This is a genomic window from Pseudomonas sp. LABIM340 (assembly GCF_040017195.2).
In the GTDB taxonomy this organism is placed as follows: Bacteria; Pseudomonadota; Gammaproteobacteria; order Pseudomonadales; family Pseudomonadaceae; genus Pseudomonas.
In genome coordinates this window covers 4013958-4038941 of sequence record NZ_CM200227.1, presented here as the reverse complement: position 1 = coordinate 4038941, position 24984 = coordinate 4013958, and the positions used below count along the sequence as shown (strand labels likewise).

Below are 24984 nucleotides of genomic sequence, written 5' to 3'. Positions count from 1 at the left end.
TCGTCAGTGACCACAGGCCTCGAGGCATTGCCGCGCATGGCGCTGGTCCGGTGAGTCCAAGCCTTCGGTAAAGCGCTGGTAGACCGGCTCCAGCAGTTGTCGCGCGGCCTGCTGTTTGCCCTGCGCGTTCCACAGCTGCGCCAGGCCGGTGGCCGATCGCAGTTCCCAGGCCAGTGCGCCTTGCTCCTGTGCCAGTGTCATGGCGCGGGTCAGCAGGGTTTCGCCGCCGAGCAGGGATTCGCGGTCGCCGCGCGCCAGCAGGGCGACTGCCTCGTTGCGCAGGATTTCCGGTGCGCACCAGCCTGCCGCGCCGGTTCGTGCGCGCATCAGTTGGGCCTGATCGGCGGGCAGGGGGCGGCCGCCGAGGGTCTGTACGATGTCGCGCACCAGGCCGACGGCGGGAGCCGTGGCGCTGGTCGTTTCATCGAGCTGCATGGCCCACGCATAGTGCCGCGCCCAGTCGGTGAACAACGGCACGCGGTGCCGCTCGGCAACCTCGATCATCTGCCGCACACGGCTGCGGGCCTTGTCGAACTCGCCGTTGTAGAAGGCGATGACGCAGCCGGCTACCGCCAGGCTGTAGGCGATGGAGGCGCTGTGGTCGATCTCGCAGGCCAGTTCGATGGCCTGTGTCGCCATGCGCTCCGCCTGCTCGGGCAAGCCACGTAACCAGAGCGTGCGTGCCTGGGTGGCAAGGGAGGCAACCTGTTGGTCGTACTGCACGCCCAGGCAAGGGGCGAAGCGGTTGGCCCGGCGCTGTTGTTCCAGCCGCTGCAGCACTTCATCGCCGACGGCCTGGGCGTGTACCTGATCGCCCGAATAATGCAGCGCCAGCACCTTCAGGCGCAGGGCGCTGGTGGCGAGCATTTCGCCCTGGCCGTCGCTCAGCCGGTCGAAGTGCCGGCTCTGCTCGGCCGCCTGCTGGTACTGGCCGGCCCACAGCAGCACGGCCAGGCCGCCGGACAGCGCGGTGAGTTCGCCGTTGAGGTCGCCGAGCTGCTGGGCGAGGTAGCGGGCGTTCTGGAAGGCCTCGTCCGCCTGGCTGTTGCGCACGTCGTGGTAGGTCGTGTTGCCCAGCGCCAGCTCCAGGCGCATGGCCAGTGGCAGCGACGAAGCGGATTCGGCGCTGAGCAGGCCGAGTGCCGCGCTCACGTAGGGACCGTATTCGTGCAGCAGCGACAGTTCCTGCCACAGCGGCGCCGAGCAGGCCGCCAGATGGATCGCCTGGGTGTGCCGGACGTCCGCGTGCAGCCCCCAGTCGAGGGCCGCGCGGACCTCCGCGAGCCACGGCGAATGCCGCTGGAGCCAGCCCAGCGAGGCAGACCTTTCCCATTCGTCCTGCGCAGCTTGCATCGCGCTCTGGCAGAGCTGCAGATGGCGTTCGCGGGCCTCGTGCAGTTCGCCGGCGGTCTGGAGTTTCTCCAGCGCATGCAGGCGGGTCGGTTCGAGCAGCCGGTAGGTGACCTCGTCGCGGCAAATCTCGGTGGTCAGCAGCGACTTGGCGGTCAGCTGGTTCACCAGCACGAAGGCCGTGCCCAGGTCCGCCGGCTGGTCGAGGACGGCGGCGATGGAGTCCAGGGTGAAGCTGCCGCGGAACACGCTCAGGCGACGCAGGCAGGATTGCTCTGCGGGGCGAAGCAGCGTGTAGCTCCAGTCGAGCATCGCGCGCAGGTGTTGGTGGCGGTTGGGCGATTCCTCGGACTGCAGCGGCAGGTCCAGGTAGCCGTCCTGCAACAGTGCGTCGATGCTGCCGTCGGCCTGACCCAGATGGCCGGCAGCCAGTTCCAGCGCCAGCGGAATGCCCTCCAGGCGTCGGCAGATTTCGCCGACGCGGGGGAGGTCTTCGGGACGCAGTTCGAAGTCTTCGTGAGTCTCCTTGGTCCGCTCGATGAGCAGCGCGACGGCGGGGTAGGCGAGGGCGTCCTCGACGCTGCCGACCTGCGCCGGCGGGCATCCGAGCGGCCGTAGCGGCAGGATGTATTCGCCGGTGGCGCGCAGGCTTTCGCGGCTGGTGGCGAGGATGTGAATCTGCGGCGCGTGGCGCAGCAGGCATTCGACCAGGTGCGCGGCGGCTTCGATCAGGTGCTCGCAGTTGTCGATGAGCAGCAGCATCTGCCGGTCGGCGACCTGGCGGCAGAGATGTTCCAGTGATTCGCCGGCCAGCCCGGGAATGCCTAGCGCGTACGCAAGCGTGCTGTTCAGCGGTCGCGCGTCCTGCAACGGGGTGAGGTCGAGCATGCGGATGCCGTGGGGATACTGGCCGATGAAACGTTCCGCGGCCTGCAGGGCGAGGCTGGTCTTGCCGATGCCGCCACAGCCCACCAGGTTGACGCAGCGACGTCGCGGCAGTTCGGTGACCAGGCGCTCCAGCTCGGCCTCGCGGCCCAGCAGGCGGTTGCGCCGGGGCGGCAGGTTGTGGTCCGCCGACTGGCCGTCATCGGGGGCGGGCGTCGTCTGCGCCGAAGTCGTCAGTGGCTCGACGAAGCTGTAGCCGCGCAACGCGATGGTGACAATGAAGCGCCGACCGTTCTGGCCGTCGCCCAGCGCCTTGCGCAGGGCGGTCATGTGGACCCGCAGGTTGCCTTCATCGATGTCCTGACCGGGCCAGGCGCGGGCCAGCAGTTCGCGCTTGCTGACCACCTGCCCGGCTTGCTCCAGCAGCGCCAGCAGGATGTCCAGCGCGCGTTGTCCCAGGCGCAGCGGGCGGCCGGCCTCGAGGATCACGCGGGATGCGGGGTAGATCTGGTAGGGGCCGAAATGAAGCACGGTTTCGACCGTGGCCACGGGCTCGGGAGTCATCGTCTGGTAGTCGCTTTCGCACGCTGGGGGCAGATTGCGCGCCGGTCCTGGCATCAGCCCCGGTGGCACAGGTCCATCGACTCTCCGGTCGATTGGCCATTCTTCTGTGAACGGTAGTCAGGGTAAACGACGGCTCAGCGTTGAGCCATCCTGCGCCGGGCGTGGCGTTTTTCCGCCGGGCTTAATAACGATTAACGCCGGGCTCGCTACGGTGCTGGCCAGCGATACCGCGCCGGGGTGCACGCTGCCCCAGGCCTTTGTGCTGCAAGCCCCGTCGTGCAAGGGCTGACGGCTGATATCCGGCGTGTTCGCCGTGTTGGCGAGCGGCCGTACGCGCCTTGGATATCTTCGCTCGCGGCCGTCGATTCGCGACTTTTCATCTGCTGCGGGTTAATGCGGTTTAACCAGCTTTAACTCGCCGGTACCCCTGCACCCACAAAGAATGGTCCGCAGATCGCAGGGGAGGGACCAGCATGCTTCAGAGACTCATCAGCCAGATCCCAGTGGACGCCCCCAAGCGCGACCTGGCCCCCTGGCAGAAGGAGCGCGCCCAGGCGCTGCTGCTCAAGCATCTGGACAGCGGCATCACGGTCAGCGACCTGGCCGCGGCCTGCGCACTGTCACGCAGCGATTTCACCCGCAAGTTCAAGGTCACCACCGGGCATTCGCCCCAGGCCTGGATGCGAATCCAGCGGGTGGAGAAGGCCAAGCAACTGATGCGTGAATCGACCTTCGCGCTGGCGGAGATCGGCTTGCAATGCGGCTTCTGCGACCAGGCGCATTTCTGCCGGATCTTCTTCCGCATCGAAGGCGTCACGCCGCTGAGCTGGCAGCGGCGCTTCTTCGATGTGCAGCGTGAGTCCACCTGGCGGCACGCGGGTTAGCCCGATCACCCGACAGCACCTTTGTGGCTTATCGTTCTGTAAATGGAACGCTATAAGCAATTTTTGCCGTCTGGTGCGCCAAGGGTGTCGAATTTAATCTTTGTTCCATGCAGTGACGCACTGCAAGACGAGTCCAAACCTTCCGGCCCAGCCGGTACCCACTGAAAGCAAATCGAGGATTTCACCATGGCCAACCCCACCTACAACCGCCTGGACAAAGACAACGCCGCCGTACTACTGGTCGACCACCAGGCTGGTCTGCTCTCGCTGGTCCGTGACATCGATCCGGACAAGTTCAAGAACAACGTGCTGGCGCTGGGTGACCTGGCGAAGTTCTTCAACCTGCCGACCATCCTCACCACCAGCTTCGAAACCGGCCCCAACGGCCCGCTGGTTCCCGAGCTGAAAGCGCAGTTCCCGGACGCGCCGTACATCGCCCGTCCCGGCCAGATCAACGCCTGGGACAACGAGGATTTCGTGAAAGCAGTGAAGGCCACCGGCAAGAAGCAGCTGATCATCGCTGGCGTGGTGACCGAGGTCTGCGTGGCGTTCCCGGCGCTGTCGGCCCTGGCGGAAGGCTTTGACGTCTTCGTGGTGGCGGATGCGTCCGGCACCTTCAACGAGATGACCCGCGACGCCGCCTGGCGTCGGATGGAAGCGGCCGGTGCGCAGCTGATGACCTGGTTCGGTGTGGCCTGTGAGCTGCACCGCGACTGGCGCAACGACATCGAAGGCCTGGCTGCCCTGTGCTCGAACCACATTCCGGATTACCGCAACCTGATCACTGCCTACAGCACCCTGACTGCTGGCAAGTAACAGACTGCTGAAATGAAAAACCGGAGCCTCCCGCGAGGCTCCGGTTTTTTATTGCGCGATGCAGGGAGCTCCCTGTAGGAGCGGGCCATGCCCGCGATCCGCCGGCAGGGCCGGCGTTTGTATTTTGCTCCGGTATTGCAGGTTTGTTGCTTCGGACTGGGTATTTCCGCGCCACTTCGGTGTGCATTCGGGCTTCGTGTTTCGCCCCCTCGGGCGAGTTACTTTGGCAAACGCCCCAAAGTAACCAAAGGTCTTGCCCCGGACATCCGGTTTTTCGCTTCGGCGAAAAATTCCCTCGTTGAATCGAAGTTTCAGGGGCACGCGTCGAAGGGCCATCCCTGGCCCATCGCCGCTCTCGCGACATCCATGTCGCTCAACCCCTGAAACTCCAATTCAACGACGCCTCCTGAACGGGGCCGTTCGGAGTGCGCGGATATTCCTCTAGAGGTCCTTTGAGAGCAGAAAGCAAAGCATCGGCGCCGCTCCTGCTCGGTGCTCCCTTGTAGGAGCGGGCCACGCCCGGGAACCGTCGGCAAGGCCGACGCCACGCAGGGAAACTCAGCGCGTGAAATCCTCCGCGCTGTGCCGCTCCGGCAGGGCGTCCTCGCCCCAGGTGCGGTTGACCCGGCGGCCACGTTGCACCGCCGGGCGAGCGGCGATTTCGTCGGTCCAGCGGCGCACATGGGTGTAGCTCTCGACGTCGAGGAACTCGGCTGCCTCGTACACCTGGTTGTTCAGCAGCGCGCCGTACCAGGGCCAGATCGCCATGTCGGCGATGCTGTACTCGTCACCGGCGATGTAGCGGTTCGCGGCCAGCTGGCGGTCGAGCACGTCGAGCTGGCGCTTGACCTCCATGGCGTAGCGGTTGATCGGGTACTCGTACTTCTCCGGCGCGTAGGCGTAGAAGTGGCCGAAGCCGCCGCCGAGGAAGGGCGCGCTGCCCATCTGCCAGAACAGCCAGTTCAGCGTCTCGGTGCGCTTGGCCAGGTCCCTGGGCAGGAAGTGGCCGAACTTCTCCGCGAGGTACACCAGGATCGAGCCGGATTCGAAGATGCGCAGCGCCGGTTCGACGCTGGTGTCCAGCAGGGCGGGGATCTTCGAGTTCGGGTTGATCTCGACGAAGCCGCTGCCGAACTGGTCGCCGTCGCCGATTTTGATCAGCCAGGCGTCGTACTCGGCGGCGCTCACGCCCAGCTCCAGCAGTTCCTCCAGGAGGATGGTGACTTTCACGCCATTGGGCGTAGCCAGCGAATACAGCTGCAGCGGGTGCTTGCCGCGCGGCAGTTCCTTGTCGTGGGTCGGGCCGGCGATGGGCCGGTTGATACTGGCGAAGGCGCCGCCGTTGCCCTTGTCCCAGGTCCAGACGCGGGGTGGAGTGTAGGTATCGTTCGCCATCGTGAGTTCTCACCTTGTGGGTTGAATGCCATGGATGCTAACCGCCGGGTCTGCGTTGCGTCAGCCGTTTTCCGGGCGGCTGTTGCTGGGCGAACAGTACGCCTGTGCATGCGCAGCCGGTTGTTAGCATATGCATAAACGATATTAAAAATTAGTTGATGCATGGTTTGAGATTATAAAAGAATCGCCGCTCAGTCCAACGGCGAAGCTCTGAAACGGCGCTTTCGCTCTGCCGCGTAGTATCGAGAGCCCCATGTCCGTCCAACCTGCTTCCGTCCCGTTCCTCCGCCTCGAAGGTGTCGGCAAATCCTTTGCCGAAAACCGCGTGCTGGTCGATCTGGACCTGGAAATTCGCCCCAGCGAGGTCCTCGCCCTGCTCGGTGCCAACGGTGCGGGCAAGTCGACGCTGGTGAAAATCATCGCCGGCTCCCACGGCCACGATGCCGGGCAGTTACTGATCGATGGTCAGGAGGTGCGTTTCGCCTCACCCCACGACGCCCGGCACCACGGCATAGTCGCGGTGCATCAGCAGGTGGAGCAGGGCGTGGTGCCCGGCCTGAGCGTCGCGGAAAACCTCCTGCTGGACGAACTCTGCGGCGCCTCCGGCTCCCTGTTCTTCCGACCGCGCGAGGCGCTCAGGCGCGCGGCTGAAATCGCCGCCGGCCTGGAGCTGCATCTGCCACTGCAAGCACCCATCGAAACCCTCGGCACTGCCGAGCGGCAACTGGTGATCCTGTCCCGCGCGCTGGCGTTGAAACCGCGCCTGCTGATCCTCGACGAGCCCACTGCATCGCTGTCGACCGTCGAAGCCGGGCGCCTGTTCCAACTGATCGACCACCTGCGCGAACGCGGCGTGGCGATCCTTTACATCTCCCATCGGTTGTCTGATCTGCAACGTGTGGCGGATCGCGCGCTGGTGCTGCGTGATGGCCGTCTGGTCGGCGAGTTCACGGCGCCGCTGGATCTCGGCGCCGCCGTGGAATCCATGCTCGGCGCCGCGTTGGGCGATGTGCAGTTGCAGCCACTGGAGCGCGGCGAGACGGTGCTGGCCCTGCGCGACTGGCAGCTTGACGCCCACAGCGCGGCCTTCGACCTGGATCTGCACGAAGGCGAAGTGGTCGCCCTGACCGGCCTGCTCGGCGCCGGCAAGAGCGAGATCGCCGAAGTGCTGTTCGGCCTGCGCCGTCACCACGCTGGGTCGATTCGCCTCGATGGTCGCGACTGGCTACCGCGCACGCCGCGCGAAGCGATTTCCGCCGGCGTGTTCTTCGCCGCCGAGGACCGCGCGCGCAACTCGCGGGTGCCGGGATTCTCAGTGCGCGCCAGCATGACCTTGCCGTTCCTGCGCCGCTTCACCCGTTTCGGCTTCATCGACCGCAACGCCGAGCGCGCCAGAGTCGCCGAGCAGATCGAAGCGCTCGGCATCAAAGGGCCCGGCATTGAGTCTGCGCTGGAACTGCTCTCCGGCGGCAACCAGCAGAAGGTCATCCTCGCCCGCTGGCTGCTGGGGCAGGGCCGCTTGCTGATTCTCGACGAGCCCTTCCAGGGCGTCGACGTGCGCGCCCGCCGCGACATCGGCCAGCGCATCCGTGCGAGCGCCTCCGGCCGCGCCACGCTGGTGATCTGCAGCGACCCGGACGAAGCCCTGGAGATCGCTGACCGCATCCTCGTTGTGCGCGACGGCGCGGTGGTCGCCGAGCTGCCCCGGCACGACCTACAACGCAGCGAGATCGTCGCCCATCTCACCCCATCCAACCCTTCACGCCAGGAAACTGCGCGTATCTAGAAAGGAGCCATGCGTGTCCAGAACTGCCGTGGGCAGCCCGGCGACGTCACCCGTCGCAGGTTTGCTCGACTTCCTCATCCACTACGCCCTGCTCCTGCTGCTGGCCTTGCTGGTGCTGGTGTTCGCGCTGCTGGAGCCGGCCTTCCTGCGGGTCGGCAACCTGTTCCTGGTGCTGCAGTCGGTGTCCATCGTCGCGCTGCTCGCCCTGGGCGTGACCCTGAGCATGGCCGTCGGCGGGCTGGACCTGTCCATCGGCGCGGTCGCCGCACTGAGCCTGATGACCGCCAGCTACGTGATGGTGGTGCTGGACTGGGGGCCGCTCGCGGCGATCCTCATCAGTCTCGGCCTCGGCACCCTGGTCGGGCTGCTTAACGGCTGGCTGATCGTGCGCATGCGCGTGCCGGACATCCTCGCCACCCTCGGCAGCATGTTCCTGGTAGTCGGCGTGCAACTGATCCCCACCGGCGGCCGCTCCATTGCGGTCGGCATGACCCTGCCCAACGGCGATGAAGCACCCGGCGCCTTCGCCGGCTGGTTCCTCGCCCTCGGCCGCGCGCAACTGTGGGACCGCGTGCCTGTGCCCGTGGTGGTGATGCTCGGCTGCGCACTGCTGGTCTGGCTGTTCCTCGAACGCACACGGCCGGGCCGGCTGTTCTACGCCATCGGCGGCAACGAGCAGGCCGCACGCCTCGCCGGTGCGCCGGTGGAGCGCTACAAGCTGCTCGCCTACGTGCTCTCGGCGCTGCTCGCTTCGCTGGGGGGATTGCTGCTGGCGGCACGCCTCGGGCGTGGCGACGTCAGCTCCGGCAACGGGCTGGTGCTCGATGCTCTCGGTGCCGCGCTGATCGGTTTTGCCGTGCTCGGCGCGCAGAAACCCAACGCCTTCGGAACCCTGGTCGGCGCGGTGCTGGTAGCGACCCTGCTGAACGGCCTGACCATGCTCAACGCGCCTTACTACGCACAGGATTTCGTCAAGGGCGCCGTGCTGGTCTCGGCCCTGATGTTCACTTTCGGTCTGGCCCGGCGCGGGCGCTGATCGCATTTTCTCGGAGATTCAACGGATGAAATTCACCCCCGCCAAATCCCTGCGCGCGCTGTTCGCCGCCGGGTTGTTGTTGTCTTGCGCAGCCAGCGCCGTCGCCGCCGGGCTGCCCGGTGCGCCCGCACCCTTCGACAAGGGCGGCGTGCAGATCGCCCTGGTCGGCTACCTGTTCTCCGGCGACTTCCCCGAGGCCTACCTGCGTGGCGTGGAGAAGCAGGCCGACGCGCTGGACGTGAAGCTGCGCGTGTTCGATGCCCGCCAGCAGGCGGCTACCCAGCGCGAGATGCTGGAGCAGGCCATCGACCTGGGCGTGGACGGCATCATCGTCCAGCTCGGCCTCGCCGAGACGCTCAAGGATTCCATCGACAAGGCGCTGGCCAAGGGCATCAAGGTGGTGACCTTCGACGTCGACGTGAACGACCCGCGCATCACCCGTGTAGAGCAGGACCACCGCGAGCTGGCGCGCCTGGCGCTCAAGCAGGTGCTGCAGGACAACGGCAACCAGTTCGACGCCGGCTACGTGTACATCGACGGCTTCACTCCCATGGAGCGCCGCGACGAAATCTGGCGCCAGGTGAAGGCCGAGAATCCCGGTATCGTCGAGAAGGCGCGCTTCGGCACGCTCAACGCGCCGATCGCCAACTCGGTCGCCGACCAGGCCAGCGCGGTGCTGCGCGCGAACCCGGACATCACGGTGTTCTTCGCGCCCTTCGACGAGTTCGCCAAGGGCGTGAAGATCGCCGTGGACGAAGCCGGGCTGGGCAAAAAGGTGAAGATCTACAGCGCCGACATTTCCACCGCCGACATCCAGATCATGAAGGAGCAGGGCAGTGCCTGGAGCGCCACCGCCGCGGTCAACCCGGAAGTGGCCGGTGCCATCAGCGTGCGCAGCCTGGCGCTGCGCATCGCCGGGGAGAATCCGGGCGAGCAGGTGCTGGTGCCGCCGACCCTGATCACCCGCCAGCAACTGCTTGATCTCGACGTGAAGAACGTCCGCGACCTGGCGCGCAAGGTGCCGGCCTTCGGCGAAGCGCAGAAGGTGGCGCAGGCGCCGTGGATTCCGCTGGCGAACTGACGCATGAGCCTGCATGACAAAGCCCGGCGCCTGAAGAAGGCCCGTTCGCCGGCTGGCGACCCGCGCTACGGCCAGCGCCTGCCGCCGGGGCAGGTGCTGACCGAGCGCTTCCCGATCCTCCATGAGGGTGAGGTGCCGCAGTACGACCGGGAGAGCTGGCGCCTGCGCCTGACCGGGGCACTGTCCAGAACGCTGGAACTGAGCCTGGACGACCTGCTGGCGCTGCCGCAGCGCGAGCTGGTCTGCGATATCCATTGCGTCACGCGCTGGTCGAAGTTCGACACCGCGTGGCGCGGCGTGCACCTGTCCGACCTACTTGCGAAGTACGGCGTGGAGCCAGCCGGGCAGTTCGTCATGGCCTACGCCGATCACGACTACGAGACCAACCTGCCGCTGGAGGACCTGTTGCGTCCGGACAGTCTGCTTGCCACGCACTACGCCGGCGAGCCGCTGAGCCCTGTGCATGGCTGGCCGCTGCGGCTGGTGATCGCCGGGCGCTATTTCTGGAAGAGCGCGAAGTGGCTGCGCGAGCTGGAGTTCAGCGACAGCGACCGCCTCGGATTCTGGGAGCGCAACGGCTTCCACAACGAGGCCGACCCGTTCCGCGAGGAGCGTTTTTCCGGCGAGGCGCTGGATATTCCCGAGGACGAATGGGAGCGCAAGGCCTTCGACTGAAGGGAACAGCTGTTGCTGGAAAGACACCTGAAGCTGTTGCTCGGCGAACAGTGCAAGCGGTTATAAACAAAGCATTTTTTATTCGTTTGAAAGCATTCTGCCACTAGCTAGGATGACGCCTTCCCCATCTGGTCAGGGATGACCGGCGATACCGAGAGCCGCGCCTTTTCGCTCATCACGAAGAGAGACCGGCCGTGACACCTGGAGCGCTTTCCCGAGCACTGTCTTCTCCACCCTGAGGGGAACAGTCGCTCGCGGTTTCCGGACTTCCGACACCAACCGCTCGAGCCAATCCGAAAACACATCAGCGGAGTTCCGGACTCGCCGCCAACGGCGAGTGGCGCTCTTTAAGCGAGACAGGAGTACTTCGCGTGTTATCCCGTTCCCTCATTGCCGTTGCGGTGGCCTCGGTCATCGCCCAGTCTGCCGCGCATGCCGACGAAACCCCGTCGACTTCCGAGGCCACCACCAAACTCGAAACCGTGCTGGTCACCGGCACCCGCGGCAACAACCGCACCCTGCTGGATTCCCCCGTGCCGGTGGACGTGCTCACCGCGCAGGACCTCAAATCCACCGGCGCCGTCGGCGGCGAGCTGGGCCAGGCCCTGGCGACGCTGCTGCCGTCCTTCAACTTCCCGCGCCAGTCCAACTCCGGCGGCGCCGACCACGTGCGCGCCGCCCAGCTGCGCGGCATGAGCCCGGACCAGGTGCTGGTGTTGATCAATGGCAAGCGCCAGCACACCTCGGCGCTGGTCAACGACTCTTCGAAGATCGGCCGTGGTACCGCGCCAGTGGACTTCAACTCGATCCCCATCAGCGCCATCAAGCGCATCGAAGTGCTGCGTGACGGCGCCGGTGCGCAGTACGGCTCCGACGCCATCGCCGGGGTGATCAACATCATCCTCGACGACGCCCCCGAAGGCGGCGAGGTGACCACCAGCTACGGTGCCTACCACACCCACCAGGACGCCATCGGCAAGACCACCACCGACGGGCAGAACTCCTACACCGCCGCCAAGGCCGGCACCCGCCTGGGCGAAGACGGCTTCGTCCGTGGCGGCGCCGAGTTCATCAACCGCGAGCCCACCAACCGCGCCGGCTACGACGGCTTCGCCGATACCCCCGGGCAGCGCAACTACGTGATGGGCGATGGCCTGGCGCGCGACGTCAACGCCTGGTTCAACGGCGACCTCGCGCTGGGCGGTGGCAAGCTGTACTCCTTTGGGCTGTACAACGAGCGCCACACCACCGGCGCGGAGTTCTACCGCTACCCGGACGAGCACCCGGAGATCTATCCCAACGGCTACCTGCCGCAGTCCCTGGGCGACAACACCGACCTTTCCGGCACCCTTGGCTACAAGGGCCTGATCGCCGACACCTGGGATTACGACGCGAGCGTCACCCACGGCCGCAATCGCTTCGAATCCTCGACCCGGCGAACCCTCAACGCATCGCTCGGCGAAGACACGCCGACGCGCTTCGACACCGGCGACTACGAACTGCGCCAGAGCGTCGCCAACCTCGATCTCAGCCGCGAGCTGAGCCTCGCCGGGCGGCCCTTCGTGCTCGCGGTCGGTGGCGAGTACCGCTACGAAAACTACATCACCACCGCCGGCGACGAAGCCTCCTACTACGGCGTCGGTGCCGATGGCGCCAACGGCCTGCGGCCGAGCGAAGAGGTGGACATCGACCGCAACGTCTTCGGCACCTACGTGGACCTCTCGGGCGACCTCACCGACAAGTTCTTCGTCGATGCCGCCGCGCGCTGGGAGCGCTACGACGATGCCGGCAGCAAGCTCACCGGCAAGCTCAGCGGACGCTACCAGCTGACCCCGGTGCTGGCCCTGCGCGGCGCGGCGTCCACCAACTTCCGTGCGCCGTCGCTGGCCCAGGTGGGCTTCCAGAACACCACCAGCAACTTCGGCGACGGCGGCACGCTCACCGACATCCGCGTGCTCTCGGTGAACGACCCCATAGCCCGCGCGCTGGGCGCCGAGAAGCTCGACCCGGAGACCTCGAAGAACTTCAGCCTGGGCCTGACCGCGCAGCTGAACGAGCGCTTCGACCTGTCCTTCGACGTGTTCCGCATCGACGTCGATGACCGCATCACCCTGTCCCAGCGCATCGGCAGCGACGCCATGGAGCAGTTCATCCAGGACAACTTCGGCGTGGCCGGCGTGCATGACGTGAACTTCTTCACCAACGCCGCCGACACCCGCACCGATGGCGCCGAGCTGGTGCTCAACTACCACCAGCCCTTCGTCGGCGGGCAACTGGGCGTGACCACTGCGTACACCTACAACCACACCAAGGTACGCAGCACCAAGGGCACGCCGCAGCAGCTCTCCAACCTCGGCATCGGCGAGGACGCACTGGTGGGCGTGGAGGAGCGCAACACGCTCACCGATGCTGCGCCCAGGGACCGCTTCATCCTTACCACCACCTGGAGCGATGCGCAGTGGAACCTGCTCGGCCGCCTGACCCGCCAGGGCGAGACCACCCGCGTGTTCGACTTCGGCGACGGCTACCACCCGGAGCAGACCTACGGCGCGGTTTGGCAACTGGATGCCGAGGTGGCCTACAAGTTCACCCCGCAGTTCAGCCTGGCGGTGGGCGGTAACAACCTCACCGACAACTACCCGGAACGTTCCAGCTCGGAGATCAACTACGGCGGCAACCTGCCGTACGACGTGCTCTCGCCGATCGGCTCCAACGGCGCGTACTACTACGCCCGCGCGAGCTATTCGTTCTAGAGGCAGTCGTTCTGATTGCTGGCGTTCTGACCGGGCCGCCTTGCGGCCCGGTTACTTTTGCGGAGCCGACTCATGGCTGACAACTTCGCCGCTGACAAACCGGCCGGCCCGCGCCGGCAGCTGGGCGCCGTCCATGCGCTGCTGCTGACGCTGGGCATGGTGATCACCAGCGACATCCTGAAAACCGCGCCCACCGTGGCGCTCAACGTCGGCCAGGAACATTTCTACCTGGTGTGGATTCTCGGTGGCGTGCTGTCGATGGTCGGTGCGCTGTGTTACGTGGAGATGGCCTCGGCCTTCGCCCATCCCGGCGGCGACTACCACTTCCTCGAACGCGCCTACGGCCAGCGGGTGGGATTCCTGTTCGCCTGGTCGCGCTTCGCCATCCTGCACACCGGCTGGATCGCGCTGATGGCCTTCCTCTTTGCCGACCACTTCAGCGCCTTGCTCGGCCTCGGCCGGCTGGGCAACGTGCTGCTGGCGGGCGGGCTGGTCAGCGCGCTGGTGGCGCTCAACCTGATCGGCTGGCGGGTCAGCCTCGGCACCCAGGCCGGGTTGGTGGCGCTGGTGGCGGCGGGCTTCCTCGGCATCTTCGGCGCCGGCCTGTGGCTGGAGTGGCGCGGCTTCGTGCCGCCCGCAGTAGTGCCGGTGCAGCCGGAGCAGGTCGGCGTTGCTGGTTTCTCCGCCGCGCTGATCTACGTCTTCCTCGCCTTCGGTGGCTGGAGCGATGCGGCCACGCTGTCAGCGGAGCTGCGCGATAACCGGCGGGGCATCTTCACCGCCATGCTCGGCGCGCTTGCTGCCTTGCTGCTGATCTACCTGGCGCTGAACTGGGCGTTCATTCGCGGACTGGGTTTCGACGGCCTGGCCGCCAGCGGCGCGCCGGCGCTGGAACTGCTCGGGTTGGCCTTCGGTGCGCCGGGCATCGGCCTGATCATGGCGGTGGTGGTGGTGTCCGCCGTCGCCAGCATCAACTCCACGCTGATCGTCGGTAGCCGCACGACCTACGCCGCCGCGCGGGATGTACCGGCACTGGCCGTGCTCGGCCGCTGGGACGTGCGCCACGGTGTGCCACGCGCCGCGCTGCTGGCCGAGGGCGTGGTAGCACTGCTGCTGATCGCGGTCGGCGGCTGGAGCGGCCACGGCTTCAACACCATGGTCGAGTACATGACCCCGGTGTACTGGCTGTTCCTCAGCCTGAGCAGCGTGGCGTTGATCGTCCTGCGCCGCCGCCACCCGGAAGTGCCCCGGCCGATCTGCGTGCCGTTGTACCCGTGGCTGCCGCTGGGCTTCCTCGCGGTGTGCCTGTACATGCTGTATTCCAGCGTCGCCTATGTCGGCTGGGGCGCGTTGCTCGGCGTGGCCGTGCTGGCGCTGGGGGCGGTGCTGCAACTGCTCCTGCGCCCACGAGCGGCGCAGGCGGAAGGCTGGCCGGAGGAAGGCGCATGAAGCGTGCAAAAGCACTGTGGCGCAATGGTGCCGTAGCTGTGTTGCTGGCGGCTCTGGTCGGGCTATGGCTCAACGAGCCGTCAGCCAGCGCCAGTGGTGAAGCCAGCGGCCGGCGCATGCTGCGCACCGAGCTGTACCTGGAGGCAGTGGAGCTGGCGCAGTGGGAAGACTTCCTCACCCGCGAGGTGACGCCGCGCTTCCCCGATGGCCTGAGCTGGCTCGACCTGCACGGCCAGTGGCGCGGCCCCAGCGGCGGGCCGGAGAAGTTGCCGTCGCGGATGCTGATCCTCATCCACGCCGACAACCCCTACACGCGCCAGGCACTCACGGAGATCGGCGCGCACTTCAAGCAGCGCTTCGGCACGGCGGTGCTGCAGGTCAGCAGCCCGGTTCGCGCCCGCGACCCGGACTGGACGCCGCAGCGCCTGGACAACCCTCAGCTGTCGCGCTGAAGCCCGGCCTCGATCAGGTCGAGCATGTAGCGCGGCAGGGCGAATGCCGCCTGGTGCACCTCGGGAGTGTAGTAACGGGTCACTAGGCCGCTTTTCGCGAAGCGCTGGCGCAGGGTTTCCAGCTCGGTGCGGCGCACCTTCTCGCTGTTGGACGCCCAGCCGAAGGCCATGCTGCCGCCGATGTAGGTCGGCACCGCCGCGTGGAAGAAGCCCCAGTCGGCGAAGTTGTCCGCCAGCCGCCGCGCCGTACCGCCCAGCTCCTCCGGCTGGAGGAAGGGCACGCCGTTCTGCGTGGCGAGGATACCGCCGCTGCCCAGGCGCTGCTGGCAGTTGCGGTAGAAGGCGTCGGTGAACAGGCTCGCCGCCGGGCCGCCCGGATCGGTGGAATCGCAGAGGATCAGGTCGAAGGTCTCGCGGCTCTGTGCGAGGTGCTCCAGGCCATCGGCGTAGATCAGCTGCAGGCGCGGATCGTCCAGCGCGCCAGCGGAATGCAGCGGCAGCAGCTCGCGGCACAGTTCGACCACCTGCGGATCGATCTCCACGGCGACTATTTCCTCGATGCCTGCGTGACGGACGATCTCCCGCAGGATGCCGCCGTCGCCCACGCCAATCACCAGCACGCGGCGCACCGCGCCATGGGCGAGGATCGGCACATGGGCGAGCATCTCGTGGTAGACGAACTCGTCCGCCTCGGTGGTCTGCACCACGCCGTCCAGCGTCAGCACGCGGCCGAATCGGCGGTTGCGGAACACCTGCACCTCCTGCTGGCCGGTGTTGCCCTGGTAGATCGGCTCGTCGACGCTCAGCGCCTGCGCGTAACCGTCATGCAGCGACTCGCGGAATTCGCCCATCAGAAGGAAACCTGCGCCGGTTGCGACAGACGCAGCACGGAGAGGTCCCCGGTGATGCGCTTCCACGCCAGGCGGATCGCCTCGATGTCCTTGCCGCGCGCGGCAGTGTCTTCATGCAGGATCACGATCACCTTGGTGCTCAGCCGCTCCGGTTCCGGCGCGCCGTGGTCGCGCCACTGGCCGTAGGCATCGTAGGCGGTGAAGCCATCCGGGAAGCGCGGCGTCACCTCCTGATCGAGGAACTGCCGCCAGCGCTGCTCGCTGATCTTCTCCTTGCCGCTCTCCTGGCCCAGCGCGAAGTACAACTCGGTGCGCAGCCACTGCGCCTGCGCCGGCCGGGTCGGGTCGCCCTGCAGGGTCGAGGTCGCGGGGTCGGTGGTATGGACGGAAGGAGCGGGCGGGGTGGCGCAGCCGAACAGCGCCAGGGCGAGGCTGGCGGCGAGCAGATGGCGGAGCATGGGACTTCCTTGCGGTGATGAGAGTTGAGCCAAACCGCAACTATAGGTCTCCGCTGGTTATTTCTTTAAATATTAAAAACGCATTCTCATATGCCCGTTTGAGAGCTTCGTCGAGTGGGTCGCGAGCGCTCTAGGTCGAGCATCTGCGCCGAAGCTGGATATTTTCCTGGCTGGTTAGATTCAATATTCACTACGGTTCTTTGCTCAGCACTGGATGAGATATCCATGTTGCTGAAATAGCGGTTTTTAGTTCGAGCGTGTTCGCTATAGCGCCATTTTTGAAAGCATTGCGAACAATGTCGGCGGTATCGAATCCGTATCGCGGGTCGACACTGTGAATCCCGCCGTTCCCCCGCCATCTTGTTGCGCCGTCGCACCTACCTAGAATCGGCCCCATTCGCAGCACTTCATTCCAATCGATTCAGGGAGCCCCACCATGATGAACGCCATGCAGATGCCGATGAACACCAACGCCATGATGCCGATGATGGGCATGCCCATGATGATGGCGACCATGGAATGCGAGATGCTCGACGACGGCATGATGTGCAGAATGAAGCCGGCCATGGGCATGGAAATGGCCATGTTCCGCAACAGCGCCGAGATGATGGCGATGATGATGAACTGCGGCATGCCGATGATGATGCACTGCGGCAACCTGATGATGATGGGCATGTCCCAGTCCGCCATGGCCATGATGCCGATGATGAACCCGATGATGCAGATGCCGATGATGGGCATGAACATGGGCATGCCCGGCATGAAGTGCATGATGGAATGCTCCATGCAGGGCGACATGATGATGTGCAAGATGATGCCGATGCAGGGCATGAGCATGGAGATGCTCAAGAACTGCTGCCTGCTGATGAACAAGATGATGGAATGCGGCATGCCGATGATGATGAGCTGCAACGGCATGCCGATGATGTGCTGCACCTGCTGATCGCAGGGCGCTGAAACGAAAAAGGCCCGGCGGGGGAACCTGCCGGGCCTTTCTCATTGCGTAGATACCTTGCCGGATCACTTCAGTCCAACCGCTCCGCATAGGTCGTCACCAGGTACGCCACTGCCTCGCTGTCCGCCGGGTTGCGGTAGCTGTGCGGTTGGTCGGCGTAGAACAGGATGGAGTCACCAGTGCCGAGGAGAAAGCGTTCTTCGTTCACGCTGATTTCCAGTACGCCCTGGGCGACTACCAGGTTTTCCTGGGTGCCGGGCGCGTGGCCGGTGGAGTGTTCGGTGGCCAGGCCCTTCAGGCGCAGTTCGTAGAATTCCACCTGGCGCGAGACGTCGAAGGGGAACAGCGCGCGGCTGACGAAGGCGCCGTCGCCGCTGACCAGGCGTTTGCTGTCGCGCGCCGGCAGCATCGCCACGCCGTCGAAGGCGCGGTCGTCGAGGAAGGCGGCGACCGAGACCTTGAGGCCCTGGGCGATCTTGCTCAGTACCTTGATCGACGGCACGCTACGGCCGGATTCGATCTGCGCAAGCATGGTCCGGCTCACGCCACACAGGCGGGCGAGGCCGTCGAGAGAGAGGTTGCGCTTGGCGCGCAGGCGCAGCAGGTTGCTGGCGACGCGCTCGCCGATGGGGTCGTCCGGCGCGCCGGGTGTGGTTTGCTCAGCGTCGAACGCCACGGCGGGCAGGTCCGTGGCGAGCGGCAGGCCCATGGATCAAGCCTCGCGGCGGCCGCTGTCGCGGCTCTGCTGGACGATCTGGAAGGCGTCGTAGCCGGCGCGCTGGGCATACAGCATCCACATCAGCTCGGCCTGGCGGCGGGCCTGACGGCGCGTGCGGTGGCGGGCGAGGTCGATGATGTTGTCGGTGCGGTCCATGGCGGCTCCAGAAGGCTTGCAGACAAGCCGGTTGCGGTGAGTTGGAGCTACCTTAGCCGTGATCCTGTTAGAACCAGAAATACTGAATTAGTATTTGGTAATTACTTATTCTGCTATATCGGGCGTGAAGGAAAATCCGCCTGAACTGCCACGGACACCGCGTCCGGCCGCCAGAATTCCTGGTCAAATTCCACCAGCAAGCCGTCCTCGGCGTAGTTCAGCCGCTCCAGCACCAGGTTGCTGGCACCGGAGGCCAGTTGCAGCAGCTCGGCGTGGTCGTCGTTGACCGTGCCCAGCCGCAGGTTGAGCGTGCAGCGCGTCTGGACCTTGCCGAAGCGTTCACGCAGCACGGTGGTCAGCGAGCGATCCAGCCGTGCGTCGAGCAGGTCCGGGCACCAGCTGGCGAGCAGGGTGTTGATTTCTACCAGCACCGGGCGGCCATCGATCAGCCGGCGGCGGTGCAGGCGGAACACCGGTTCGTCCGGCGATGGCAGGTTCATCCGTGCGGCAAGCCAGGCCCCGGCACGGCGGCGTTCGGCGCTCAGGCATTCGGTGAGTGGCTCGCGGCCCTGAAGACGCACGTAGTCCATGAAGCTGACCAGCCGCGTCGGGTCGTAGTCGATGCGCGGCGGGCTGAGGTACCAGCCACGGCGGTTCTCGCGATAGATCAGCCCCTCGGTTTCCAGTTGCTGCAGCGCCTGGCGCAAGGTCACGCGGGTGCACTCGAAGCGCTCGGCGAGGTCGCGCTCGGGAGGCAGTTTCTGTCCGGCGAGAAAGCGCTTCTGGGCGATGTCCGCGGCCAGCTGGTCGCGGATGCGCGCGTAGTGCGGCGGGATGGCCTGGTAGAGCATGACGGTCCTCAGGAATTGCCGCTGGCCAGCGCCGGAGTGCTGGGTGGCTCGTCGTGCAGTTCGCGCCGCCAGGCCAGCAGGCCGTAGAACGCTAGGCCGACGAAACCGGCATACAGCCCGGCGGTGAGGTACAGCGCCTTGTAGAGGAACACCCCGGTGTAGAGCACATCGAGGATGATCCACAGCCACCAGCTGGCGACGTACTTGCGCGCGGCCCAGAAGCTCGCCACCAGGCTGAAGGCGGTGAGCGCCGCGTCCAGCCAGGGCAGGGCGGCATCGGTGTGGGTGTGCATGGTCCAGCCCAGGGCCAGGGCGCCAACGGCACCGGCCAGGCAGCTGGAGAGGGCGGTCGCCAGTGGCAGGCGTTCCACGCGAACCTTGCCGTGGTCGCTGCCGCCCTGGCTCCATTGCCACCAGCCGTAGAACTGCAGCACCACGAAGACCAGTTGCAGGAGCATGTCGGAGTAGAGCTTCACGCTGAAGAAGATCCACGCGTAGAGCAGCACCGCCACCACGTTCACCGGCCAGCACCAGCGGATGCGCCGGGCGGTGAGCCAGACGCCGAGCACGTTGACAATCACCGCGATGATTTCCAGAGCAGACATTGCCGCTTTCCTCAGAAGTTGACGCTCGCCGTCAGGCGAGCCGTGCGCGGCGCACCCTGGAACAGGTAGCCGTCGCCGAAATATTCACCGACATCGCGCCAGTAGCGCTTGTCGAACAGGTTGTCGACGCTCAACCGCAGCGTGGTCGGGTAGTCGCCGATCCGTGTGCTGAAGCGCGCGCCGGCGTCATAGACGGTGTAGCCGCCGACCTCCACCGCGCCGTCACGGTCGGCGTACTTGGCGCCGCTGTAGCGCGCCGTGCCCAGCAGCGAGAGCCCCGGCACTTCGGCCAGCGCGTAGTCGGCCTGCAGGCTGGCGCGCAGGCGCGGGACGTTGATTGCCTGGTGGCCCTCGTAGTCATCCGTGCCGCTGCCCACCACCCGCGAGCGGATCGCCGCGACGCTGCCGCTCAATTGCAGCGCGGAGGTTACCCGGCCACTGGCGGACAACTCCAGCCCGCTGTTCTTCTGCTGGCCCTGCTGCACATAGGTGAAGGTGCCGTCGCCGTTAGGTCGGGCGAACTGGTAGGCCTGGTGGATCTGGAACAGTGCGGCGCTCCAGTCGAAGCCGGGCAGCTCCTGCTTGATGCCGAACTCGACCTGGCGTGAGGAGGTGGGCGCCAGGGTATCGCCGGCGTTGCTGGCGAACCAGGGTGCCTCGCCCCCCAGCGACAGCCCCTTGCTGTAGCTGCCGTAGATCGAGATGTCCTCGCGCGGCTTGAAGATCAGCGCGCCATTGGGCAGGAACTCCGAGCGGCGAGTGTGGCGGGTGGTGTCGCCGTCGCTGTCGAAGGTGCGTTCGTCCAGGCGCACCTGGCGGCCGCCCAGCACGACCTGCCATTGGTCATTCAGCGAGATGCGGTCGCTGGCGAACAGGCCGTACTGGCGGCTGTCGAGGTGACGGTAGCTGTGGCCGGGTTCGCCATCGAAGGGCTCCACGGCGCCGATGCCGGTGTAGATATTGCCGGTGCCGACCCATTCGTTGAGTTCGGGGCGGCTGTCCAGTACACGGCGGAAGGCCGAGGTGCCGACAGTCAGCTCATGGCGCAGCCAGCCGGTGGCGAACTGGCCGTGCAGCGCGGCTTCCAGTTCGTCGTTGCGACGGGTGTCGTCCGGGCTGCGGAAGTCGTAGAGGTCGTAGTCGCCTTCGGGGCTGAAGTAGTTCGGTACGGCCGAGTCGGCGCAGCTGGCGGCGCCGTAGCAGCCCCAGGGGAAGGCGCTGTAGTCGTCGATCACCACCTTGCTGCGCGAGGCGCTGAGGGTGCCGGTCCAGGCGTCGTCGAAGCGGTACTCGAAGCGCGTGTTGAGGTTGAGCGATTCGATGCGTACCGGGTCGGCCCAGCTCTGGTAGCCAATGCGGTCGTGCGGGTCGATGCCGTGGGGCAGTTCGCTGCCGCCAAGCAGCTGGTAGCCCGGCGCCGAGGGCTGGCGGCGGTTCTGGTATTCGGCGTCGAACTGCCAGAGGGCGTTGGGCGAGAGGTTCCAGTCCAGCGCCAGGGAGGCGAAGTCACGGTTGCCGTCGGTGTGGTCGATGTAGGAACGCAGGTCCTCGTGGGCCAGGTTCACCCGCACGCCGACGGTCTGCTCGGCGTCCAGCCAGGCGCCGACGTCAGTGGCCAGGTAGCGGCCGCCTTCGGCGTCGGTGCCGAGGGTTACCGAGCGCACGTCCTGTGGCCGCTTGGTGACGTAGTTGATTACCCCGCCGGGTTCGGACACGCCGCTCTGCAGGCCGGACAGCCCCTTGAGCACCTCGACCTGTTCCTTGTTCTCCAGCGCCACGTTCTGCTCGCCGGTGATGGTACGGCCGTTGATCTTGTAGCTGCTCGCGGCATTGAGCGAGTAGCCGCGGATCTCGAAGTTCTCGTAGTAGCCCACCGGCGCGTAGGCCTCGCCGGTGGAGGCGTCGTTCTTCAACACGTCGCTGAGCAGGCGCGCCTGCTGGTCCTTGAGCAGCGCCTGGTTGAACACCGAGATGGAAGCGGGCGTATCCAGCAGCGGCGCCTCGCCGAAGCCGCCGACCGAGGCGCGGTCGCTGGCGTAGCTCCCGGTGTCCTGACCGATTACCGTGACGGTATCCAGGGTGGTGGCTTCCTCTGCCTGGCCGGTGCCGCTGGCCAGCAGCACGGCCAGGGCCAGCAGGCTGAGGGGAAATCGCGTGCGCGCAGGGCGCGGCAGGTACTGCATGGAACGCTCCTGAATATTGCCGGGGCGTGCGCCGGGAATGTGCGGGGCAGAACCCCTCCCGCGCGAAACGGATGGCCTTGGATGTGAGACGTGATTGCCCGCGGGCGGGCTGTCAGACCGGAGCTGCTCCGGTGGTCAATGGCAGGGAGGGCTCTGCGGCCCACTCCTGCAGCGAGCCGTCGTAGATCGCGACCCGCGTTTCCCCGGCCAGTGTCAGCGCCAGAGCGAGGGCGGCGGCGGAGATGCCGCCGCCGCAGTACAGCAGCAAGGGTGGTTCAGCCTGACGCAGCCCGGCGAGGGCCTCGCTCAGGGCTGCACCACGCCGGTAGCATCCGTCTTCGTCGAACAGGTTGCGCGCCGGCAGGTTGCTACTGCCGGGGATGTGCCCGCGACGGGCGTAACGGGTAACGGCGCTGCCGTCGAACAGGGCGGCGGACAGGGCGCAGACCAGCGTGCCGTGAGCATTGCCGGCCACCACCTTCTCGACGTCGTGACGATCGATCCAGAAGCCGCTTTGGTACTTCGCCGGGGCCGAAAGCTTCCCGCGTCGGGCAACGACCGCCTCACCTGCTTCCAGAGGAAAGCCGCCAGCGATCCACGCGCGCAGCCCGCCATCCAGCACGGCCGCGTCGATGCCCAGGCTGCGCAGCATCCACCACAGGCGTGCGGCCCAGAAACCGTCGTTGCGGTCGTAGATCACGATCAGCGAATCGTCGTGGATGCCCAGCTTCTGCAACGCGTCCAGCGCCGCCCGAGCTTCCGGCAGGGCGAAGCTGAAGGGCGCATCGGCATCCGCCAGATCGTCCAGCAGGTCGGCATGCCGCGCGCCGCGAATGTGCCCGGCGAGCCAACCGGCATAGCCGCTCTGTGCGCGGTAGTCGCCGTCGAACTGCGGGGCGGCGAGTTCGACGCTGGCGTCCAGCAGGCACAGGCGTGGGTCATCCAGCACGACGGCGAGCCCGTTGGCGTTGATCAGGGGGGCGCTCATCTCAATCCACCTTCGCGGCCAGTTGGCGGATATGGTCCAGCAGGCGCTGGCCTTCCCTGCCGAGGAACCAGCGGGTGTGGCCGATCAGGTAATTGTCGTAGGCCAGCGAAGCGCTCTCGGCCGAGCCGAGGATGCCGTGGAAGTAGATGACCTCCGATAGCGCGAAGTCCGCGTGCACCAGCGGCAGCAGCGCAGCCAGCGCGAGCAGGTCGTCGCGACTCAGCGGGCGAACGCTGGCGTAGCCGTTGAGTAACGCGTCGAGGGCGTCGAGGTTGGCCTCGGCGGGGCGGCCCTGGTCCAGCTCCAGCCAGGGCACCAGGTTGCGTTCGATGGCGGTGGCGAAGTCGAACAGCGCAAAGCTGCGGTCGCTCAGGCCGAAGTCCAGCACCGAGACCACCTGCGCCTGCGGGCCGCTCTCGCTCCACAGCAGGTTCGAGGCGTGCCAGTCGTTGTGGGTCCACAGTGCGGGCTGGCGCTGAAGGTAGGGCAACAGCGTGCGCTGCAGCGGCAGGTGCAGCTCGCTCAGGGTTTCCTTCCACGGGCGCGCCTTCAGGTAGTCGGCGAGAGCCGGCGCCAGGGGGAAGGTCGCCTCGATGGCGGCGAGCGGGTCCGTCGCGCCGAACAGGTTCAGGTTGCTGAGCAGCACGCCGGCATCTCGCGAGGGCGCGTCAAAGCCTTCGGCGGCGCGGTGCAGTTGCGCCAGCGCGGCGCCGGCGGCGAAGGCATGGGTGTTGTGCTGGAAGGGTGTCCAGGACAGCGCGTCCCGGTACAGGTCCAGGCCTTCGGCCTTCTCGTGGACTTCATAGGTCCAGCCGCCCCGTTCGATGGCGCTGCGGCCGTGGCCGTCGCGCAGTACCCGGGCGACCGGTGCGCCACGGCGGGTCAGGTGATCGAGGAAGGCGTGCTCTTCCGCCAGCCAGTCAGCGCTGCGCACGCTGGGGTGGTGGCGTTTGACGAACACCGTACCGCTGGCGCTCTCAACCAGTGCAGCAGCGGAGAAGGGGCGGGGGCTGTGCCAGATCACGCGAGCGTCGTCGCCCGTCTGGGGGAAGTCCGCCAGCACGGCGGCGACTTCCGCTTCGGTCAGCGCCGGCCAGTCGGCCTCCACTGGCTCCAGGCCCATGCCGTGGCTCAGGCGTTTCGTCATGCTGGGCTCTCCACTTGCCAGGCATTGCTGGTGGCGCCGCGCCATATTTCCGGGTCGCGCAGCACACCATGGTCATGCAGCCACTGGGCGTAGGGCTGCAGCAGTTCTTCGCGCTGCTCGCCCCAGCGGCCCTGATGCAGCCAGCTGGGCGCGATGCGCCGCAGGGATTCTGCCAGCATCTCGCGGGGAAAGTAGGGAATGGTGCGTTCGTAGACCGGCAATGCGGCGTCCGGCTCGGCCGCCGCGGCGAGGAATCCCCGTGCGGTGACGGCGATAAAGCGCCGGGCGACGTCAGCGTTTGCATCCAGCCAGTCCTCGCGGGCACCCAGCAGATAGCTGTGGTAGGGCGGCGCGCCGATCTCGTCCACCGGCAGGACGACGCGGCGTTCGTCGGCGATGGAGCTCGGCAGCAGTGCCTCCCAGGCCCAGTAGCCGCCGAAGCTGGCATCGGCGTGGCCGGCGGCCAGGTCTTCCGGGCGCAGCTCGCGGAAGCCGGCATCGACCAGTTGCACCGCATCCGGGTCGCCGCCATCGCGGGTTACCAGGTGGCGCACCATGGCCACGCCGCGCGGCGTCGGGTTGAGCGCCAGGCGTTTGCCCTGAAGGTCTCGGGGGCGGCGGATGCCGCTGTCGGTGAGGGTCTGGATCGACTCCAGTGCGCGATGGTTGATCGCTGCCACGCCGATCAGTGGCTGGCCCAGTTCGCGACGCACCAGCAGGCGATTGCTGGGGAACACGCCGAAAGCAGCGGCGCCGCGCGCCAGGTGGTCCAGGGTGTCGCCGTGGTAGGGGTCGTGCACCACCAGTTCCACGTCCAGCCCCGCGTCGCGGTACCAGCCGCGTTCACGGGCGAGGTAGAAACCGGCCGAATTGGGCCAGGGGTGGAAGTATTCGAGCATGACCCGCAAGGCAAACATGGAACCTATCTCCGATACGGCCAACGGCC

At 66.6% G+C, this 24984-nt stretch carries 23 protein-coding genes; 11 read left to right on the top strand and 12 right to left on the bottom strand.

Annotation, left to right across the window (positions count from 1 at the left end; all coding sequences use genetic code 11):
• Positions 1 to 3 precede the first annotated feature (3 nt).
• The gene (locus tag ABKS89_RS18390; protein ID WP_348586487.1) at positions 4 to 2799 is read right to left on the bottom strand and encodes an ATP-binding protein; all 2796 of its coding nucleotides are present in this window, start codon (positions 2797 to 2799) and stop codon (positions 4 to 6) included.
• Positions 2800 to 3272: 473 nt separating this feature from the next.
• Here ABKS89_RS18390 and ABKS89_RS18385 point away from each other — a divergent pair, with 473 nt between their 5' ends.
• The 3 genes from ABKS89_RS18385 (at position 3273) to ABKS89_RS18375 (ending at position 4883) form a co-directional block, all read left to right on the top strand.
• The gene (locus ABKS89_RS18385) at positions 3273 to 3683 is read left to right on the top strand and encodes a helix-turn-helix domain-containing protein (RefSeq protein WP_348586485.1); all 411 of its coding nucleotides are present in this window, start codon (positions 3273 to 3275) and stop codon (positions 3681 to 3683) included.
• Positions 3684 to 3869: 186 nt separating this feature from the next.
• On the top strand, positions 3870 to 4499 hold the full coding sequence (gene ycaC, locus ABKS89_RS18380; protein WP_192319086.1) for an isochorismate family cysteine hydrolase YcaC: 630 nt from the start codon (positions 3870 to 3872) through the stop codon (positions 4497 to 4499).
• An 87-nt stretch (positions 4500 to 4586) separates the two neighbouring features.
• Positions 4587 to 4883, top strand: a complete 297-nt coding sequence (locus ABKS89_RS18375) for a hypothetical protein (protein ID WP_518300951.1) — start codon at positions 4587 to 4589, stop codon at positions 4881 to 4883.
• A 174-nt stretch (positions 4884 to 5057) separates the two neighbouring features.
• Here the strand turns inward: ABKS89_RS18375 and yghU are convergent, their stop codons facing one another.
• Positions 5058 to 5894: a glutathione-dependent disulfide-bond oxidoreductase gene (yghU, locus tag ABKS89_RS18370; RefSeq protein ID WP_348586484.1), complete on the bottom strand. Its 837-nt coding sequence runs from the start codon at positions 5892 to 5894 to the stop codon at positions 5058 to 5060.
• Positions 5895 to 6147: 253 nt separating this feature from the next.
• On the opposite strand from yghU, the gene ABKS89_RS18365 reads away from it, so the two are divergent.
• The 7 genes from ABKS89_RS18365 to ABKS89_RS18335 all read left to right on the top strand — a co-directional run bounded on the left by ABKS89_RS18365 (position 6148) and on the right by ABKS89_RS18335 (position 15126).
• A complete protein-coding gene (locus ABKS89_RS18365) occupies positions 6148 to 7680 on the top strand; it encodes a sugar ABC transporter ATP-binding protein (protein WP_348586482.1) in 1533 nt (510 codons plus the stop codon).
• Between the two features lie 13 nt (positions 7681 to 7693).
• Positions 7694 to 8716 carry an ABC transporter permease gene (locus ABKS89_RS18360; protein WP_348586481.1) on the top strand — a complete coding sequence of 341 codons (1023 nt, stop codon included), beginning with the start codon at positions 7694 to 7696 and terminating at the stop codon, positions 8714 to 8716.
• A gap of 25 nt (positions 8717 to 8741) precedes the next feature.
• Positions 8742 to 9797: a substrate-binding domain-containing protein gene (locus tag ABKS89_RS18355; protein WP_348586479.1), complete on the top strand. Its 1056-nt coding sequence runs from the start codon at positions 8742 to 8744 to the stop codon at positions 9795 to 9797.
• Positions 9798 to 9800: 3 nt separating this feature from the next.
• Complete coding sequence (locus tag ABKS89_RS18350; RefSeq protein ID WP_518300950.1) at positions 9801 to 10472, top strand: molybdopterin-dependent oxidoreductase; 672 nt, start codon at positions 9801 to 9803, stop codon at positions 10470 to 10472.
• Positions 10473 to 10843: 371 nt separating this feature from the next.
• Complete coding sequence (locus ABKS89_RS18345) at positions 10844 to 13225, top strand: TonB-dependent receptor plug domain-containing protein (protein WP_348586477.1); 2382 nt, start codon at positions 10844 to 10846, stop codon at positions 13223 to 13225.
• A 72-nt stretch (positions 13226 to 13297) separates the two neighbouring features.
• Positions 13298 to 14674 carry an APC family permease gene (locus ABKS89_RS18340; protein WP_348586476.1) on the top strand — a complete coding sequence of 459 codons (1377 nt, stop codon included), beginning with the start codon at positions 13298 to 13300 and terminating at the stop codon, positions 14672 to 14674.
• Positions 14671 to 15126, top strand: coding sequence for a DUF3574 domain-containing protein (locus ABKS89_RS18335; RefSeq protein ID WP_138214540.1), 456 nt, complete (start codon positions 14671 to 14673; stop codon positions 15124 to 15126). The genes ABKS89_RS18340 and ABKS89_RS18335 overlap by 4 nt, the downstream gene beginning before the upstream one ends.
• On the opposite strand, the gene speE is transcribed toward ABKS89_RS18335, so the two are convergent.
• Both speE and ABKS89_RS18325 read right to left on the bottom strand, forming a co-directional pair.
• Entirely contained in the window at positions 15111 to 15977 is an 867-nt protein-coding gene (gene speE / locus ABKS89_RS18330) for a polyamine aminopropyltransferase (protein WP_348586474.1), read from the bottom strand. The two genes, ABKS89_RS18335 and speE, sit on opposite strands and share 16 nt — an antisense overlap.
• Complete coding sequence (locus ABKS89_RS18325) at positions 15977 to 16435, bottom strand: DUF3574 domain-containing protein (protein ID WP_138214538.1); 459 nt, start codon at positions 16433 to 16435, stop codon at positions 15977 to 15979. Before ABKS89_RS18325 ends, speE begins: the two co-directional genes overlap by 1 nt.
• 436 nt (positions 16436 to 16871) lie before the next feature.
• Here ABKS89_RS18325 and ABKS89_RS18320 point away from each other — a divergent pair, with 436 nt between their 5' ends.
• Positions 16872 to 17378 carry a hypothetical protein gene (locus ABKS89_RS18320; RefSeq protein WP_138214537.1) on the top strand — a complete coding sequence of 169 codons (507 nt, stop codon included), beginning with the start codon at positions 16872 to 16874 and terminating at the stop codon, positions 17376 to 17378.
• A gap of 82 nt (positions 17379 to 17460) precedes the next feature.
• On the opposite strand, the gene ABKS89_RS18315 is transcribed toward ABKS89_RS18320, so the two are convergent.
• The 8 genes from ABKS89_RS18315 to ABKS89_RS18280 form a co-directional block, all read right to left on the bottom strand.
• On the bottom strand, positions 17461 to 18099 hold the full coding sequence (locus tag ABKS89_RS18315; RefSeq protein WP_348586472.1) for a helix-turn-helix domain-containing protein: 639 nt from the start codon (positions 18097 to 18099) through the stop codon (positions 17461 to 17463).
• Between the two features lie 3 nt (positions 18100 to 18102).
• Positions 18103 to 18264 carry a hypothetical protein gene (locus tag ABKS89_RS18310; protein ID WP_017519129.1) on the bottom strand — a complete coding sequence of 54 codons (162 nt, stop codon included), beginning with the start codon at positions 18262 to 18264 and terminating at the stop codon, positions 18103 to 18105.
• 113 nt (positions 18265 to 18377) lie between these two features.
• Positions 18378 to 19115 (bottom strand): UTRA domain-containing protein, encoded by a 738-nt coding sequence (locus ABKS89_RS18305; protein ID WP_348586470.1) that lies wholly within the window; start codon positions 19113 to 19115, stop codon positions 18378 to 18380.
• A gap of 8 nt (positions 19116 to 19123) precedes the next feature.
• Positions 19124 to 19720 carry a nicotinamide riboside transporter PnuC gene (pnuC, locus tag ABKS89_RS18300; RefSeq protein ID WP_348586468.1) on the bottom strand — a complete coding sequence of 199 codons (597 nt, stop codon included), beginning with the start codon at positions 19718 to 19720 and terminating at the stop codon, positions 19124 to 19126.
• Between the two features lie 11 nt (positions 19721 to 19731).
• The gene (locus ABKS89_RS18295; RefSeq protein ID WP_138214533.1) at positions 19732 to 21903 is read right to left on the bottom strand and encodes a TonB-dependent siderophore receptor; all 2172 of its coding nucleotides are present in this window, start codon (positions 21901 to 21903) and stop codon (positions 19732 to 19734) included.
• Between the two features lie 112 nt (positions 21904 to 22015).
• Positions 22016 to 22891: a sulfurtransferase gene (locus ABKS89_RS18290; RefSeq protein WP_348586467.1), complete on the bottom strand. Its 876-nt coding sequence runs from the start codon at positions 22889 to 22891 to the stop codon at positions 22016 to 22018.
• A gap of 1 nt (position 22892) precedes the next feature.
• On the bottom strand, positions 22893 to 24038 hold the full coding sequence (locus ABKS89_RS18285) for a phosphotransferase enzyme family protein (protein ID WP_348586465.1): 1146 nt from the start codon (positions 24036 to 24038) through the stop codon (positions 22893 to 22895).
• Positions 24035 to 24955: an ABC transporter substrate-binding protein gene (locus ABKS89_RS18280; RefSeq protein WP_138214530.1), complete on the bottom strand. Its 921-nt coding sequence runs from the start codon at positions 24953 to 24955 to the stop codon at positions 24035 to 24037. The genes ABKS89_RS18285 and ABKS89_RS18280 overlap by 4 nt, the downstream gene beginning before the upstream one ends.
• Positions 24956 to 24984: the final 29 nt, after the last annotated feature.

What these genes read in the sequence shown, in the direction of transcription:
- ABKS89_RS18365 (WP_348586482.1), top strand. Translation starts at nt 6,148, where the DNA reads ATGTCCGTCCAACCTGCTTCCGTCCCGTTCCTCCGCCTCGAAGGTGTC.
- ABKS89_RS18385 (WP_348586485.1), top strand. Translation starts at nt 3,273, where the DNA reads ATGCTTCAGAGACTCATCAGCCAGATCCCAGTGGACGCCCCCAAGCGC.
- yghU (WP_348586484.1), bottom strand. Translation starts at nt 5,894, where the DNA reads ATGGCGAACGATACCTACACTCCACCCCGCGTCTGGACCTGGGACAAG.
- ABKS89_RS18305 (WP_348586470.1), bottom strand. Translation starts at nt 19,115, where the DNA reads ATGCTCTACCAGGCCATCCCGCCGCACTACGCGCGCATCCGCGACCAG.
- ABKS89_RS18310 (WP_017519129.1), bottom strand. Translation starts at nt 18,264, where the DNA reads ATGGACCGCACCGACAACATCATCGACCTCGCCCGCCACCGCACGCGC.
- ABKS89_RS18295 (WP_138214533.1), bottom strand. Translation starts at nt 21,903, where the DNA reads ATGCAGTACCTGCCGCGCCCTGCGCGCACGCGATTTCCCCTCAGCCTG.
- ABKS89_RS18280 (WP_138214530.1), bottom strand. Translation starts at nt 24,955, where the DNA reads ATGTTTGCCTTGCGGGTCATGCTCGAATACTTCCACCCCTGGCCCAAT.
- ABKS89_RS18350 (WP_518300950.1), top strand. Translation starts at nt 9,801, where the DNA reads ATGAGCCTGCATGACAAAGCCCGGCGCCTGAAGAAGGCCCGTTCGCCG.
- ABKS89_RS18285 (WP_348586465.1), bottom strand. Translation starts at nt 24,038, where the DNA reads ATGACGAAACGCCTGAGCCACGGCATGGGCCTGGAGCCAGTGGAGGCC.
- ABKS89_RS18325 (WP_138214538.1), bottom strand. Translation starts at nt 16,435, where the DNA reads ATGCTCCGCCATCTGCTCGCCGCCAGCCTCGCCCTGGCGCTGTTCGGC.
- ABKS89_RS18355 (WP_348586479.1), top strand. Translation starts at nt 8,742, where the DNA reads ATGAAATTCACCCCCGCCAAATCCCTGCGCGCGCTGTTCGCCGCCGGG.
- pnuC (WP_348586468.1), bottom strand. Translation starts at nt 19,720, where the DNA reads ATGTCTGCTCTGGAAATCATCGCGGTGATTGTCAACGTGCTCGGCGTC.
- ABKS89_RS18290 (WP_348586467.1), bottom strand. Translation starts at nt 22,891, where the DNA reads ATGAGCGCCCCCCTGATCAACGCCAACGGGCTCGCCGTCGTGCTGGAT.
- ABKS89_RS18340 (WP_348586476.1), top strand. Translation starts at nt 13,298, where the DNA reads ATGGCTGACAACTTCGCCGCTGACAAACCGGCCGGCCCGCGCCGGCAG.
- ABKS89_RS18390 (WP_348586487.1), bottom strand. Translation starts at nt 2,799, where the DNA reads ATGACTCCCGAGCCCGTGGCCACGGTCGAAACCGTGCTTCATTTCGGC.
- ABKS89_RS18335 (WP_138214540.1), top strand. Translation starts at nt 14,671, where the DNA reads ATGAAGCGTGCAAAAGCACTGTGGCGCAATGGTGCCGTAGCTGTGTTG.
- ABKS89_RS18315 (WP_348586472.1), bottom strand. Translation starts at nt 18,099, where the DNA reads ATGGGCCTGCCGCTCGCCACGGACCTGCCCGCCGTGGCGTTCGACGCT.
- speE (WP_348586474.1), bottom strand. Translation starts at nt 15,977, where the DNA reads ATGGGCGAATTCCGCGAGTCGCTGCATGACGGTTACGCGCAGGCGCTG.
- ABKS89_RS18320 (WP_138214537.1), top strand. Translation starts at nt 16,872, where the DNA reads ATGATGAACGCCATGCAGATGCCGATGAACACCAACGCCATGATGCCG.
- ycaC (WP_192319086.1), top strand. Translation starts at nt 3,870, where the DNA reads ATGGCCAACCCCACCTACAACCGCCTGGACAAAGACAACGCCGCCGTA.
- ABKS89_RS18375 (WP_518300951.1), top strand. Translation starts at nt 4,587, where the DNA reads ATGCCCGCGATCCGCCGGCAGGGCCGGCGTTTGTATTTTGCTCCGGTA.